The sequence below is a fragment of the Pleurocapsa sp. CCALA 161 genome (genome assembly GCF_003003995.1).
Lineage (GTDB): Bacteria > Cyanobacteriota > Cyanobacteriia > Cyanobacteriales > Xenococcaceae > Waterburya.
Genome location: NZ_PVWF01000069.1, coordinates 13,472 through 27,769 on the forward strand (window position 1 = coordinate 13,472; position 14,298 = coordinate 27,769).

General features: G+C 36.5%; 11 protein-coding genes and 1 pseudogene. 5 read left to right on the top strand and 7 right to left on the bottom strand.

Annotated features, from left to right (window positions below; genetic code table 11):
• Window positions 1-57: 57 nt before the first annotated feature.
• A complete protein-coding gene (locus C7B62_RS16150) occupies window positions 58-2,307 on the top strand; it encodes an O-linked N-acetylglucosamine transferase, SPINDLY family protein (RefSeq protein ID WP_106238830.1) in 2,250 nt (749 codons plus the stop codon).
• A 68-nt stretch (window positions 2,308-2,375) separates the two neighbouring features.
• Here the strand turns inward: C7B62_RS16150 and C7B62_RS27170 are convergent.
• The 3 genes and pseudogenes from C7B62_RS27170 to C7B62_RS16165 form a co-directional block, all read right to left on the bottom strand.
• Window positions 2,376-2,785: pseudogene (locus C7B62_RS27170) on the bottom strand (four helix bundle protein).
• A gap of 66 nt (window positions 2,786-2,851) precedes the next feature.
• The gene (locus C7B62_RS16160) at window positions 2,852-8,776 is read right to left on the bottom strand and encodes an FkbM family methyltransferase (protein WP_106238833.1); all 5,925 of its coding nucleotides are present in this window, start codon (window positions 8,774-8,776) and stop codon (window positions 2,852-2,854) included.
• A 176-nt stretch (window positions 8,777-8,952) separates the two neighbouring features.
• The gene (locus C7B62_RS16165) at window positions 8,953-9,360 is read right to left on the bottom strand and encodes a lipopolysaccharide assembly protein LapB (protein ID WP_106238837.1); all 408 of its coding nucleotides are present in this window, start codon (window positions 9,358-9,360) and stop codon (window positions 8,953-8,955) included.
• Between the two features lie 307 nt (window positions 9,361-9,667).
• Here C7B62_RS16165 and C7B62_RS16170 point away from each other — a divergent pair, with 307 nt between their 5' ends.
• On the top strand, window positions 9,668-9,937 hold the full coding sequence (locus tag C7B62_RS16170; RefSeq protein ID WP_106238840.1) for a BrnT family toxin: 270 nt from the start codon (window positions 9,668-9,670) through the stop codon (window positions 9,935-9,937).
• Window positions 9,924-10,169: a type II toxin-antitoxin system BrnA family antitoxin gene (brnA, locus tag C7B62_RS16175; protein ID WP_106238844.1), complete on the top strand. Its 246-nt coding sequence runs from the start codon at window positions 9,924-9,926 to the stop codon at window positions 10,167-10,169. The genes C7B62_RS16170 and brnA overlap by 14 nt, the downstream gene beginning before the upstream one ends.
• A 77-nt stretch (window positions 10,170-10,246) precedes the next feature.
• Here brnA and C7B62_RS16180 read toward each other — a convergent pair whose 3' ends face one another.
• Entirely contained in the window at window positions 10,247-11,194 is a 948-nt protein-coding gene (locus C7B62_RS16180; protein ID WP_106238847.1) for a GDP-mannose 4,6-dehydratase, read from the bottom strand.
• Between the two features lie 58 nt (window positions 11,195-11,252).
• Window positions 11,253-11,648 (bottom strand): lipopolysaccharide assembly protein LapB, encoded by a 396-nt coding sequence (locus tag C7B62_RS16185; RefSeq protein ID WP_106238851.1) that lies wholly within the window; start codon window positions 11,646-11,648, stop codon window positions 11,253-11,255.
• A gap of 393 nt (window positions 11,649-12,041) precedes the next feature.
• Here C7B62_RS16185 and C7B62_RS16190 point away from each other — a divergent pair, with 393 nt between their 5' ends.
• The gene (locus tag C7B62_RS16190; RefSeq protein WP_106238855.1) at window positions 12,042-12,287 is read left to right on the top strand and encodes a toxin; all 246 of its coding nucleotides are present in this window, start codon (window positions 12,042-12,044) and stop codon (window positions 12,285-12,287) included.
• Between the two features lie 34 nt (window positions 12,288-12,321).
• Complete coding sequence (locus C7B62_RS16195; protein WP_106238860.1) at window positions 12,322-12,606, top strand: antitoxin; 285 nt, start codon at window positions 12,322-12,324, stop codon at window positions 12,604-12,606.
• 122 nt (window positions 12,607-12,728) lie between these two features.
• Here C7B62_RS16195 and C7B62_RS25760 read toward each other — a convergent pair whose 3' ends face one another.
• Together C7B62_RS25760 and C7B62_RS16200 are read right to left on the bottom strand one after the other, a co-directional pair.
• Window positions 12,729-12,866 (bottom strand): hypothetical protein, encoded by a 138-nt coding sequence (locus tag C7B62_RS25760; RefSeq protein WP_158260695.1) that lies wholly within the window; start codon window positions 12,864-12,866, stop codon window positions 12,729-12,731.
• 147 nt (window positions 12,867-13,013) lie between these two features.
• Window positions 13,014-13,925 carry a histone deacetylase gene (locus tag C7B62_RS16200; protein ID WP_106238862.1) on the bottom strand — a complete coding sequence of 304 codons (912 nt, stop codon included), beginning with the start codon at window positions 13,923-13,925 and terminating at the stop codon, window positions 13,014-13,016.
• Window positions 13,926-14,298 lie beyond the last annotated feature (373 nt).

The following is a 14,298-nucleotide window of genomic DNA, read 5'->3' on the forward strand; positions in this document are numbered from 1 at the left end:
TAATACCAAATAACTATATAACTATACTGTAACTCTAAATTTAATCTCTATAAAAACATGACTTGGCAACCTAAAGCTCAGGAATTACTTTTAAACAGTAATTATCAAGAAATAGCTAGTTTGTACGAACAAGCAATTGAAACAGAACCTGATGTTTTGTCCCATTATTGGCATATGGGATTAGCATATTTGCTACAAAAACAAGAGGAAGAGGCTCAAAGTATTTGGCTATTTGCCATGACTCAAGCATTAGGAGAAGAAGCCGATCAATTAATTAAAGAGTTAATAGAAATTTTAGAAATAGAAGCACAAAGACAATTTTTTTTAGAAGATTATTCCCTTAGTTGGCTGATTAGAGGGCATATTCGAGAATTAAATTCCGATCTAATTAATAATATATTAAAGTTAATTCAATTAGAAATTAATCTAACGATTTTCACTCCAGAAAAACTAAATGATTGGCAAGTAATTGAATTGCTTCAACAGAGTCCTAAAAGTTTAGTAGATTCTAATTTACTCTTACAGGTTTTGAAAAAAGTTCTAGAATTTTCGGCTATCGAAATAGTAGCCTTTGCTCAAGCAAGTTTAGATTATATTTCTCCTCCTGAAACTTTCACTGAATCTGTTGTGCCAATTATTCTGAGAATGGCTGAGGAAAAAGGTAAAGTATTTTTTGCTGCTGAAATCCTTAACTTATGCTTGGAGTTACAGCCAAATAACTTATATTTATTAAACAAACAATTATATTTTTATACTATATTAGAAAACTATCAAAAAGCTCTAGAAACAGCAGATCTATTTTATGAAAATTGCCAAACTTTATCTACACAAGTTCTTGGTAATTATCAAATTTTATATACATTAATATCAAGTGGAACTTGGCAAAAAGTTGAGTATATTGCACAACGCTATAGAGAATTATTGAAAGAAATGATTCAACAGCAACCAGAAGAAATAGAATCAATTGTCAGTACTTGTTTAGTTGGTGTTACAATCTTTTGGTTATATTTTCAAGATAACTTAGCAGAAAATCGCTGGTTTCAAAATCAAATGTCTTTATTATTTTACAATTGGTTACGAAAAAGAACATCTTTATTATTTTATAATAATTTTTCTACTAAAACTCTATTATTATCACAAAAGTCTAATTCTGATGTTGATATTTCATTCTTTCTAACTGAAGGAAACCAACAATTAGTAATTGACAACAAGCGTTCTTTAAAAGTTGGCTATATTGCTCATACTTTTAGAAAGCATTCGGTTGGTTGGTTAGCTCGTTGGTTATTAAATTACCATAACAGAGAAAAATTTCAACCAGTCATCTATTTAGGCAGCCAATTAGAAGATGAACTAACGCAGAGCTGGTATAAAGATAAAGTCGATCTTGTTCGTCATTTTCAACAAGACATTCAATCTATAGCTCGACAAATTAGAGAAGATGAAGTAGATATTTTAGTCGATCTTGATAGCGTAACTAAAAATATAACTTGTTTAGTGATGGCACTCAAACCTGCACCAGTACAAGTTACTTGGCTAGGATTTGATGCCTCTGGTTTACCTACGATTGACTATTTCATTGCCGATCCTTATGTCTTACCAGCCAATGCCCAAGATCACTATACAGAAAAATTATGGCGTTTACCTAATACTTATTTGGCAGTAGATGGATTTGAAATCGGCATCCCAACTCTGCGTAGAGATGATTTAGGCATTCCCAATGATGCTGTGATTTATTTAAGTTCTCACGGTGGCTATAAACGTCATCCAGCAACTATTCGCCTTCAAATGCGGATTATTAAAGAGGTAGCTAATAGCTATTTGTTAATCAAAGGAATTGGCGATGAAAAGTCAGTTAAGCAATTGTTTTCTCAAATAGCAGCAGAAGAAGGGGTAGATATAGAACGATTAAAGTTTTTACCGAAAGATCCTAATGAATATGTGCATCGAGCTAATTTACAAATTGCCGATGTAGCTTTAGATACTTATCCCTACAATGGTGCGACTACTACATTAGAAATTCTCTGGATGGGTATCCCGTTAGTAACGCGAGTGGGAGAGCAATTTGCAGCACGCAATAGTTATACCTTTTTACGTAATGTGGGAGTTGAAGAAGGTATTGCTTGGACTGAGGAAGAATATATAGATTGGGGTGTACGCTTAGGGAAAGACAAGGCTTTACGAGAAGAAGTTGCCTGGAAGCTAAAAAAATCTAAACAAACAGCACCTTTATGGAATGGAAAGCAATTTACTTTAGAGATGGAACAAGCTTATCAACAGATGTGGAGTAATTATATCAATTCTCTTTAGCGCGATCGCTGTTGTTGCTGACGAGGGCGAGGGGGACGAGGCGTACAAGGGGACAAGAGAGAATTTTTCTATTTGCCGATAATCCAACGGTTGGGATTGTTAATCATGTTTACCAATCCGCTTAGAACTTGATTGTAGATTACGTAAAGTTCTCTTCCTTGTTCTACAGGTAAATATTGACACTTAACCGCAAATTTTAGCCATACTTGTGTTTCTGCTGCCTTATGCGAAGCGGTATCCTTTAAGACTGCTTCGCATAAGGCAGTTTGGCAATAAAAGCAGCTTGATATCTCCTTTTACGCCAAGCTTCAGCTAGATTAGCACACACAGATCGTGAAGAACGCCTTATCTGGTCGGTTAGAGAGTAACGCTCTTCTACTGGAAATGTCTTTGATGATTTAAAGATTTTCATTGCTGCCTCAAAAGGCATTTGATAAACTACTAAATCTTCATGACTTTTAATGGATTCTTTGCCCATTTTCTCCCTTATCTCCCTTGTCTTCCCTGTCTCCTTAATAACAGAAGAGATCGCACATGGCAAAAATCAGCTATATACCTTAAGAGATTGCGCTTTAGCTTTGGCGATCGCATTTTGGTTTTCATTGTCTAAACTAATCCTTCCTTGCAGAAGAGATAATAGAAGTTCCCATTCATTTTCGGTTAGATCGTCGAGTAAAGAAACTTCTAATTCGTCAGCAATATCTACTGCTTCTTCCATTAATAAATTCATCGCCACGCTAGAAAATAGCCAGTTAGCATCTTCTCCATCGATACCATCGGTATCTATAAGTAAAGTTATTCGACTTTTATCGGTATTGCTAGACATAGTTTTCAAGACATTGGCAAAATTTTCGTAGAGAGATTCTTCTGATTGATGCCAGTCTGGGAACATAACCAGGTTAATGTCTCTTAATCCCAGTCGATCAATCAGATTTTTTGCTCGATCTTGTTGAAAGAGTTGTTGGAATAAAGCACCCATTTGAGCAGAGTAAGAGCGACTGTCTAAGAAGCTGGGGTTTTGCTGCATTTTTTGCTTAATGCGATCGCTTTTTTGCTTTCTTAATTCGGGGTTCGTTCCGAGTTTTACGGCTAACTGGATGTAAGATTCTTCGCTATCTGTGATTAAGTCTGTTACTTGTAGACTGCGTAACAAGGATGCACCTTTTTGAGAACGAGATGTTTTGCCTTCTAAGACAATTGAAGGTAAGTCTACTTTTAAAGGATCGATTAAAGAAGTCATCCCAGAATAAGGATAAGAATCTAAGTATACATCAGCGAGCTTTAAGCGTTCTTGCACGTCAGCACGATTGGGTGCTGGATCGAGGATAATTAAGCGTTCTTCTGACAAACCATATTTAGCCAAGGTATTATTGATCCGTTTACGAAAAGCAGTAACAGGATAAGAAGACGACCAATTAGGATTAAATGGATATAGTACTAAAACTGAATTGGGAACTTGGTTGATAATTTTTGTCCAAGTTAATTCTACTTCTGGAAGTATTTTGTAGAAGTTAGCACCAGAAATATAGACAACAGCATTCGGATCAATACCTAAGCTATCTCGACTAACAGAAGTTGTTGCTACAATTTGTTCTTCAGTGGCAAAATCAAAACATTGAGGAGGAATATCTAAAGTAATTAGTTTCTCTGTATAATGACTTTGAGCATTTTCCTTTGGTTCGGATAGTTTACTAGAAATGTAGTAATCTACATAACGCATTCCAGTAGATACTGGAGAGTTAGCATCAACTATTTGAATTCTTGCCAGTCTGTGAGAAGCAAGTAAGGTAATTTGATTAGTTACCGCAGTTAAGTTGGTAGAGATAAAGAGAATATCTAGATCTGCTTCTCGGATAGTTTGTACTTGTTCCTGAAGATTATTTGGCAGTATGATAAGCTCGTCTGAATGACCCCCACAATATCTTTCTAGACGATGATTGCTCATTTTTATTGGAAATAAAATTACTTCAAATAAATCTCTGTTTAGATATTTGTATATAGGTAAAGTAGCAAAAGTTTCTGTTTGCACGCCAAAATGATAAGCAAGAATCCCTAAACGTATTTTTTGCCTTTGTAGCGATCGCTCTGCAAATTCGTACTCGATAGGTAAATTCCTGTTTTTTAGATAAAATTCAATTACTTCCGCTCGTTTTTGATAGATATTTTTTAAATTGTCCTCATTAAAATATAAAGGTATAAAATTGGCTTTTTCAGCAAAATAAGTAGCTACATTCGGCCATAGTTGTGAATCAGGATTACTGAAAATGTTGCTATGAATGAAATCAACAAACTGTTCTAGATAGCGGTAGTAACTATTTGCTTCTCCTGTCTCTTGAAAATAAGCAGGAGAAAAGAGCATAAATCCTAAATAGTCTTGAAGCAGCCAATGAGGAATAGCGTTCAAATCAAACCAATCTGATAATTCACTAGGATATTGATATTGCATTAATGCGAGCAAATACTGAATTGCTTTCGGATTATCTAATTTTTCATCAATATGGGAGAGCAAGTTAGTAGCAAAAGCTTGTTCGTTATCAGTTAATTGTTTATTTCTTATTCCACTATCGAGCAATAATTTATGAGTTTTACCTATTTCACTTCTATAAGCGATCGCTATTTCTTCTGCTGGTAATTCTAGCCATAAGTCTGCAAGCTGCTTTCTTACTTGTTGCAATCTTTCTAATGCAGATAAATTGGATAAATCTTTTTGGTATTGCTCAATCCAACAAGTAAGTTCTTTAATTGAGATAGGTGCATCGATCAATTTTGTAGGAGGAAGATCGACAGCTTCTAACAAAGCTTTACTTACTTGTTCCGCCATTGATGACCAAGAAAACTTTTTCGCTTGTTCTAAACCAGCAGCAATCAAACTTTGACGAACTTCAGGCTGTTGGACATCAAGCAGTTTATCAATGAGTTCGTTTACATCATCGCTATCTACATATAAAACAGCTTCTCCTCCCACTTCAGGAATTGAACCGTTAGGACAAGTAATAACAGGACAACCACAAGCCATCGCTTCTAAAACAGGTAAGCCAAAACCTTCATATTTAGATGGATAAACTAAAGCACTCGCGCCAGAATAAGCTATTCTTAATTCATTGTCATCTAATTTGAGTAGATGAACGGTAGCATCTGGAATATAAGCTTTTAATTGTGGTTCTAGTACTAATTGACTACCTATGCAAACAATTTCAAAATCTTGGGAGTTAGGAATTTGCGAGAAAGCATTAAAGAACAAAGAAGTGTTTTTATAACCATTAACTCCTACGCGATCGCCTACTAAAACAAAGTAAGGTTTAGAAATATTGTACTTAGCTTTAAACTGATTGATTTCTTCATAATTGGCTGGTGAAAAAATATTCTGAATTCCACAGGGAGCAACTGTAACTAATTCTGAGGAAGTATGAGGAAATAACTTGAGAAGATCGCGGGCTGTGCTTTCTGAAATAGAAATGTATGCAGAAGCGTGATTTATTCCGTAGTGTTTTTCTTGCCACATAGGAATATTTAGTTTTTCGCCCAAAAGTTCAGGAATCATGTCATATGCCATAAATACTGAAGGCGTAGAAAGAGGCGTAGTGTAATAAGTGGAGATAAATAAATCGGCTTTTTCTTCATCGCAGACTTGCTGTAACATTTCTCGGTCAGCATCAGTATTGTTGTAGCTATAAGCAGGTATAGTGCGATATCTAATGCCAGGTATTTTAGGAGCAGTACCAGCGCGATCAAGGACTACAATATGTTTACCGAATTCTTTGTTTGCCCATTCTTCTAATAAAGATTTCCAGACACGAGCTATTCCATTTTGACTAAGTTGGAAAAATATTCCGTCTATTATGATTATTGGCTTTACTAAATCTATTTTTTCTGGCTGTGTATTACTAAACTGAGGATTTCGAGGTTGATAATTATTTAGATTTAGTATTCTGCTTAATTTATTTATTTGTCTTTGTTGTTCAATTATTCGGTAATCTACATAAAAATCTAAAACATTGACAGGGCAAGAAAAATGTTGTAATAAATCGCTAGATTCTTCCGCTATATAATAATCATTAATTCCATCAAAGAAAACATGTTGATAGTTTTTATTCTTTAAAAAAGCAGCAATATTATTTACTTGGCGAATATTAGTGTTAGGTAAAGTTGTTTCTATTACTAATACTGTCGGTCTGAATTTTACCCAATCCCCACCTAAAATAACTTCCTCTTCTAGTCCTTCAACATCAATTTTCAGAAAATCGATTTTTTGATTAACGTATTCTTGACATAATTCTGCCAAGGTTTTCACAGAAACAGTATGTTGAGAAACATCCAACCCTTTTTCTTTGGCTATTTTATAAGCTATTTCTTTATTTAGAGTCGAGTTTCCAAGTTGCCCTACTACCTCAAAAAAATCTAGTTTACCTGAAGAGTTACTTAGAGCAATATTTAGGTTAATATCTCTAGGGCGTTCTTGCTCAAATAAATTGTAATAATCTTTAATTGGCTCTATATTTATCCCTGACCAGCCTCGGTCGTAAAATGCCTTTGTCACCGAATCAGAAGTAGGATGTAAAGCTCCAACATCAAGATAAAAACCTTTGACTTTATATTTAAATATACGATTTAGTAAAACATCTTCAAAATTCTGAGCATAAGAAATAAAAGTCATTTTAGAGTTTCTACTACCACCGCTAAAAATATATTGTTCGGTAAAGTCGTCAGCTTCTAAATTTCTAATTATTTTGGGAGGATGTTGAAGTGGAAATTTGATTTCTTCTACAGGTATATTGGCTAAAGGACTATTATTTACTGTTGTATGAGTACCTGAACCAAAACCAATATTAGAAACCAGGTTGATTTCTGGTAGAACACATAACCCATTATTTGTCCAAAGGGTGAATAACCAAATATAATCCCAAGTGTTAAACCCTTCTTCAACCGATTGGAAGATTTTTGCCCAGTAATCAACCGCTTGTTCATTTTGCAAAACACTATTGAGCCAGCTACTATTTTTCAATTCTGACCATGATTGCATTGAATCATCATATTTAGTCCATGCCCGTCGCCAGCTTGCCCAACCCCAAATATGACTATAATGAGAAAAATAATAACTATATTCAGTTCTTTTTCGCCCAAATTGAAAATTATTTCCAGAAATCATCATGATGCGTTCATCATCACGATATTTCTCTAATAACTCCTGACAGTAAGGGAAAAAAGTGGGATGAGGAAGACAATCATCTTCTAAAATAATCGCTTCTTCTACTTGCTCAAATACCCAATCCAAACCACTACTTACTCTTTTGCGACAACCTAAATTCACATCAGAGTAATTAGTTAATACCTCACATTGCCAATCAACTTGATTAATAATTGCTCTAGCAGCAGCACATTTTTCTGCTTCTCCAGGTTTATTCGCTCTTGCTCCATCTGCAACAACCAATAATTTAGGGGGTTTAGCTTGGCGGATGGCTTCAAATACTTTTTGTGTTGTATCTGGGCGATTAAAGATAACAAATACAACTGGGGTTGTTAATTGCCAATTATCCTCATACTGATAGTTGTTCATATTTGTTGTTTGGTTATTTACAGAAGATACCAATTCTTTTTTTGCCTGTTTGCTAGTATCTTTTTCTAAAACTAAGAGAATCCCATTATTTGCAAACTCTGTTCTTCCAGGATTCATAAGTTTGAGCTTTTGCTCTATTGCAGAATCAATTTGAATTTTTAAAATTAGATCTAATTTATCAACAGTAAACAAACTTTGCTTGATTGCATCAATATAATCTTCTGTAAAAAATCTATTAATATGATTTGACTGATAAACATGATAAACAATTCGATCTGCTGTTTGTTTATCCATTTTTTGATACAAGTATTTAGCCATTTCTCCACGACTCATCAATAAATGACCCCAAGGAGGAATCGGAGAATTACCAAAATTATATTTATTCCCATTATTATCAATATTTTGTGGTAAATGATGACCATCATGGGCAGACCATATAGGCGAAAAAAGTGAGAATAATTTGCCTCCAGGTTTAAGAGCCAGAAACATTTTATCCAAAGCTAATGGTAATTTATGAATATATTCAAAAGTTGCGAGAGAAAAAATTAAATCATATTGGTTATAATATTCTTCAGGTAAATCTTCAATATTTTCTAGAAATAATTTATATTTGTCTTGTTGGGTATTGTTTTTGAATTTATAATTAGATATATTATTAATATTTTTTATTATTGTCCCTTTATGAGTTATTCCTCCCGCTTCTTGCAGTGATTCTTCATAATCTGGTGTTTCAATTCCTGTCCATGATTTCACACCAAGATAATCAAAAACAAAATCAGGAGGTAAACTTCCTCCCACTTCCAGTACATCTTTATTTTCAAATCCAACTAATTGCTGACAAACATGGGCAAAGTCAACATGATAGCTAAGGTTAAACTTAGATTGACATTTTTGGATTTGTTCTTGTGTTAGCATTTGTCCTGCCAAGATAAAATTTTTATAAGTGCTGAAAACAGTAAGCAATTAAATATAAAGGCGATTATCTTACTCTCTCCATTCTTTATCTGTTCCAATATCACCTTGTAATCTTTCCTCTCAAGTTGCAACTTCATCACCTTCTCTAGAAGAGCGATCACTCTTAATTAAAATCTCTAATTACTTGCAGCATTATCATCTTGCTTGCCTTGTCCCTTTTGCTCAACCTGCTGTTTAATCTTCGCCAAAAGAGTTTCATATTGCTCTTGTTCTGGGTTCAACCTAACTAACGTTTCTAACGGCTCAACAATACGCTCAAAATCATTCATTTGTAACCGTATTTCTACCAAACCTTGAAGTGCGACCTGGTTTTCTGGCTCTCTTTGTAATACCAACTCATAACCCCGTGCTTGTGCTTGAAGCTGCTGCGTCAAATCTTCAGCTTCAGTAGATACTTGAGTCGATTGAACTGGATTAGTCAACATACGAATAAAACCAAATCCAGCAGAACCTAAAAACGCTACAGCCGAGATTAGAGTAAAAATACGTATGATTCGCTTTTTTCGTTCTTCTTTTTTGGACATAGTACAGCTTGGAGTGAAATGGTTGCAAAACTATAACTCTTGCCCCTAACGTACCCAAATCTTTTGAAAAAACTTTCGACTTTCCCTAATAAATATTTTTTCAACAATCGCACAGGTGTTAAGGCGACTGTATATGAATTGACGTTTACAACTCCGTATGGATACCGCATAATCCTGTAAGGGGGAACCAACCTTCGCCCCTACAAACATTCGCAACACCCGAACGATAACCGAAACCGATGAAATATGACCCCTACAAACATCACAGGCGATCGCAATGTCAGGGCGATCGCGTTAGATAATTAAAATGGACGTAAAATTTGAATACGATCTCAATAAAAGTGAGATTAACCAAATTAAGCACGGAATAAACTTTGAAGAAGCACAAAAACTCTGGCAAGATCCTTTTTTATTAAGAGTACCTTCAAAATACGAAGCTGAAAAACGATATTTATTTATTGGTAAAATAGAACAAAAGCATTGGTCGGCGATCGCCACCTATCGAGAAAAAGCTATTCGTATTATTTCAGTAAGAAGAGCCAGAAAAGAAGAGGTAAAAGTTTATGAAAACCAATGAAAGTGAATTAGATCGTAAGTTTGACAACAATGAAGAAGATGTTTTAGAGTACTTCGATCTATCAAATGCCCAACGTATTAACCTCAAACAAACTAAAATCGATCTCGATTTGCCTGCATGGATGATTCAATTTCTAGATCGAGAAGCATCTAGTTTAGGTATCGATCGACAAGCAGTTATTAAAATTTGGCTTGCAGAGCGAATTGAAAAAGGAAAAGTGTCAAGTCGGTGAAGCACTCAAAACACGGTTCATTAAGGCGGGCGATCGCTAGTTCTATATTTATCTTTAAACCGATAATATAGGAAAACCTAGTTAGCTTCCACCATCATCCTAACAACATCGTGCATTACATATTTGGCTTGCCAGTTGAGAACTCGCGCTGCTTTGTCTGGGTTGCTTTTGCTAACCGCTAAATCGGTAGGTCGCAATAAACTAGAATCTGTTACTACATGGTCTTGCCAGTTTAAGCCTACACATTTGAACGCCTCTATCACAAATTCTTGTAGAGAAAAACTGCTGCCCGTGGCGATTACATAATCATCTGCCTGTTCTTGCTGTAACATCAAATACATTGCTGCGACATATTCTGGAGCCCAACCCCAATCTCTTTTCACCGAAATATTACCTAAATGTAGTTTGTGTTTGCTTCCTTTAGCAATACGGCAGGCAGCAGAAACTATTTTTTGAGTTACAAATCGCTTTGGTCTTAAAGGCGATTCATGGTTAAACAAAATTCCCGAACAGGCAAATAGATCGTAGGCTTCGCGATAGTTGGCTACCTGCCAATGAGCAGTAGATTTGGCTACGGCATAAGGGCTTCTAGGTCGAAAGGGCGTATTTTCATCGGAAGGGCGATCGCCCTGATCGCCAAAACACTCACTCGAACCTGCATTGTAAAATTTTATCGGTGCATTAATAAAGCGAATCGCTTCTAAAAAATTAAGCGTTCCCGTAGCGATACTTTCTAGAGTTTCTACTGGTTGCTCGAACGATAGACCGACCGAAGTTTGTCCCGCTAGGTTGTAAATTTCATCTGGTTCGACTTTAGAAATTACCTGTAAGACGCTACGAAAATCTGTTGGCACTAGAGACTCGAAGGTAACTTGATCTCGAATTCCTAAGCGCAATAAATTGCGAAACGACGATATTTGGGCATCCCTAGAAGTTCCGCAGACAAAATATCCTTTTTCTAGCAGTAATTTGGCTAAATAAGCTCCATCCTGACCAGAAATACCGCAAATCAAGGCTTTTTTCATAAAATTATATAATTTGAATTGACCGATGAAGAGGTGCGATCGCTTTTAATTAAAATCCTTAATTACTTGTAGCCTTATCATCTTTCTTGCCATCAACTTGCTGCTTAACTGTCGCCAAAAGAGTTTTATATTGATCCTGTTGGGGATTCAACTTAACCAACGTCTTTAACGGCTCGATAGTACCCTCAAAATCCTTCATTTGTAACCGTATTTCCACCAAACCTTGAAGCGCGATCTGGTTTTCTGGCTCTCTTTGTAATACCATCTCATAACCCCTTGCTTGCGCTTGAAGTTGTTGCGTCAAATCTTCAGCTTGACTAGATACTTGAGTTGATTGAGCTGGATTAGTCAACATACGGATAAAACCAAATCCAGCAGAACCCAAAAACGCTATAGCCGAGATTGCCGTAAAAATACGCAGGATTCGCTTTTTTCGTTCGTTTTTTTTTGACATAGTACACTTTGGAGCGAAATGCTTGCTAAACTAAAACTCCTGTCCCTAACGTACCCAAATCTTTTAAAAAAACTTGCGTCTTTCTTTAATAAATATTTATTTAACAATTACACAGGTGTTAAGGCGACTGAGACTATAAGGAACGATGAACTCTTCGCCTCGAGCAAAACTATATTTATCCCAACTTACGTGGATAAATTGATTATTAGCTGAACCATTTTTATAGCATTGTAATAATTAATAACAGCGTGAGGGGAAACGGCTGTTCGCTTCTACAACGATCGCATCTTATCTATCCATAACTAACCAAAATCCCGTGGGGAAAAACCGCGATCGCAAAGTCTCGAATATTGCTGTTGTCATTGTCTGTACAATGAACATACAATAGACAAGATGAAAGTTATTCGATGGAATCTTGCCAAAAATGAGAAGCTTAAATCTCAACGAGGAGTATCGTTTGAAGCGGTTTTGGCAGCGATGGATAGAGGGGATCTACTTGATGATTATATTCATCCGAATCAAAGTCAATATCCAAACCAGCGTTTGCTTGTAGTGCAGATTCAAGGTTACGCTTACATTGTTCCGTATATTGAAACTGAATCAGAACTTTTCTTGAAAACAATCATTCCCTCTCGCTAGGCAACTAAGCAGTACCTCAGAGAAAGCAATAACCATGAATGAACTAGATCGCGAAGAAAAAGAAATACTAAAGACTTTTGAACAAGGAGAATGGCAATCAGTTGGCGATCATACTCGTTTGGCACAACTTCGTGGCTATGCCAAGGCTACTCTAGCTAAAGATAAACGAATTACTTTGAGGCTTTCATCTTTCGATCTAGATGCTATTCAAGCAAAAGCTATCGAAGAAGGAATTCCCTATCAGACACTAATCTCTAGTATCCTTCATAAATATGCTACTGGTCTTCTGGTTGATCGACGACAAGAAGGCAGTAAATAATAATATGAGACTGATTAAACCCGATGCTGTAATATTGCGATTACCCTAAAGGACTAGCTTCGCGTCGCGCTTCGCGTAGCCTACGGATCGCAGGTTAGTAATGCTGTTTTATCTCCTCGATTTTATAAAACCATTGCCGTTGCGACGATTAATCGGTCATGCATCTCAGTAATAGTTAATAATGTCATGGGAAAGAGATCAATTACATCCAGATAATCCCTCAAAATGGTGAAAGCGATCGCCTCCCTCGATGAAGCCAAGCTCAACTATCAAAAACACCGACGTATTTACAAGTGTGCATCAATATAGAGAAAAAATAGTAGATCATCGAGAATTTCACACCTTTAGCTTAAAATGACCATAATTAATTTTACCTAAGTACTTATGAACTACCTCTAATCTTTTTTCTAATGATAAACTTCTTGAGCTGCACGATGTAACAAAGAGTGACGATATACCAATGCAGATATATCCTTCCCATAACCTCCACCAATCACGCTAGCTACAGGATAGCCTCCTGCTTTGCAGGTGCTTAAAACCATTCTTTCCCGTCGATAAATACCCCAGTCAGTCAAGGACAATTTACCCAAGCGATCGCTGACATGAGTATCTACTCCTGCATCAAATAAAACTAAATCTGGCTTGACTTGGGTCAATAAATCTCCTAGATAGCTGGCTAAAATTTGGAGGTAACCGTCGTCATCTAAACCAATGGGTAAAGGAACATCCAGATCGCTCTGTTGTTTTCTCCCAGGAAAATTTGCCTCGCAGTGCATGGAAAAAGTAAACACGCTGCTGTCATCTTGAAAAATATAGGCTGTCCCATCTCCTTGATGTACATCACAATCGATAATCAAGATCTGTTTAACTAAGCCAAGCTGCTGTAAAACGCGAGCAGCGATCGCCAAATCGTTAAAGATACAAAACCCCGATCCATAGCTAGGAAAAGCGTGATGTGTCCCCCCAGCGGTATTGCAAGCACAGCCATAGTTTAAAGCTAGCTTGGCAGCCAAAATCGTCCCGCCGATCGCAATTTGAGTTCGATGAGCCAAGGCTTTACTCCAAGGTAAACCAATCCGTCGTTGAGCTTTATATTCTAATGTTCCATTGCAATATGCCTGAACGTATTCGGGAGTGTGGACTAACTGAATTAAGTCTAAATCTGGTAATTCTGGGGCAAAAATCTGCTCTGGTTCAATCACCCCGTCTTTAATTAATAAATCCCGCAGAATTTTAAATTTGGGCATGGGAAAACGATGAGCATCAGGCAGTGGCGCAACATAATCGGGATGATAAACAACGGCAAAACCAGATCGCATTAACTATTTTTTCGCTCCAAATATTTCACCGAGTAATAGTCTGTCAAATATTAATTGATGGGTTGAGGTTAGGTAGTGGGTAGTGGGTAGTGGGTAGTGGGTAGTAGGTAGTGGGTAGTGGGTAGTGGGTAGTGGGTAGTGGGTAGTAGGTAGTGGGTAGTGGGTAGTAGGTAGTGGGTAGTAGGTAGTGGGTAGTCCTAAAGGATAAGCTTCGCAAATAGGTAGTGGGTAGTGGGTAGTAGGTAGTGGGTAGTCCTAAAGGATAAGCTTCGCAAATAGGTAGTAGGTAGTGGGTAGTCCTAAAGGATAAGCTTCGCAAATAGGTAGTGGGTAGTAGGTAGTCCTAAAGGATAAGCTTCGCAAATAGGAAGTG

Excerpts from the sequence above, each read along its gene's own strand:
- C7B62_RS16160 (WP_106238833.1), bottom strand. The coding sequence starts at position 8,776 with ATGCTAACACAAGAACAAATCCAAAAATGTCAATCTAAGTTTAACCTT.
- C7B62_RS16150 (WP_106238830.1), top strand. The coding sequence starts at position 58 with ATGACTTGGCAACCTAAAGCTCAGGAATTACTTTTAAACAGTAATTAT.
- brnA (WP_106238844.1), top strand. The coding sequence starts at position 9,924 with ATGAAAACCAATGAAAGTGAATTAGATCGTAAGTTTGACAACAATGAA.
- C7B62_RS16165 (WP_106238837.1), bottom strand. The coding sequence starts at position 9,360 with ATGTCCAAAAAAGAAGAACGAAAAAAGCGAATCATACGTATTTTTACT.
- C7B62_RS16185 (WP_106238851.1), bottom strand. The coding sequence starts at position 11,648 with ATGTCAAAAAAAAACGAACGAAAAAAGCGAATCCTGCGTATTTTTACG.
- C7B62_RS16180 (WP_106238847.1), bottom strand. The coding sequence starts at position 11,194 with ATGAAAAAAGCCTTGATTTGCGGTATTTCTGGTCAGGATGGAGCTTAT.
- C7B62_RS16190 (WP_106238855.1), top strand. The coding sequence starts at position 12,042 with ATGAAAGTTATTCGATGGAATCTTGCCAAAAATGAGAAGCTTAAATCT.
- C7B62_RS16170 (WP_106238840.1), top strand. The coding sequence starts at position 9,668 with ATGGACGTAAAATTTGAATACGATCTCAATAAAAGTGAGATTAACCAA.
- C7B62_RS16195 (WP_106238860.1), top strand. The coding sequence starts at position 12,322 with ATGAATGAACTAGATCGCGAAGAAAAAGAAATACTAAAGACTTTTGAA.
- C7B62_RS16200 (WP_106238862.1), bottom strand. The coding sequence starts at position 13,925 with ATGCGATCTGGTTTTGCCGTTGTTTATCATCCCGATTATGTTGCGCCA.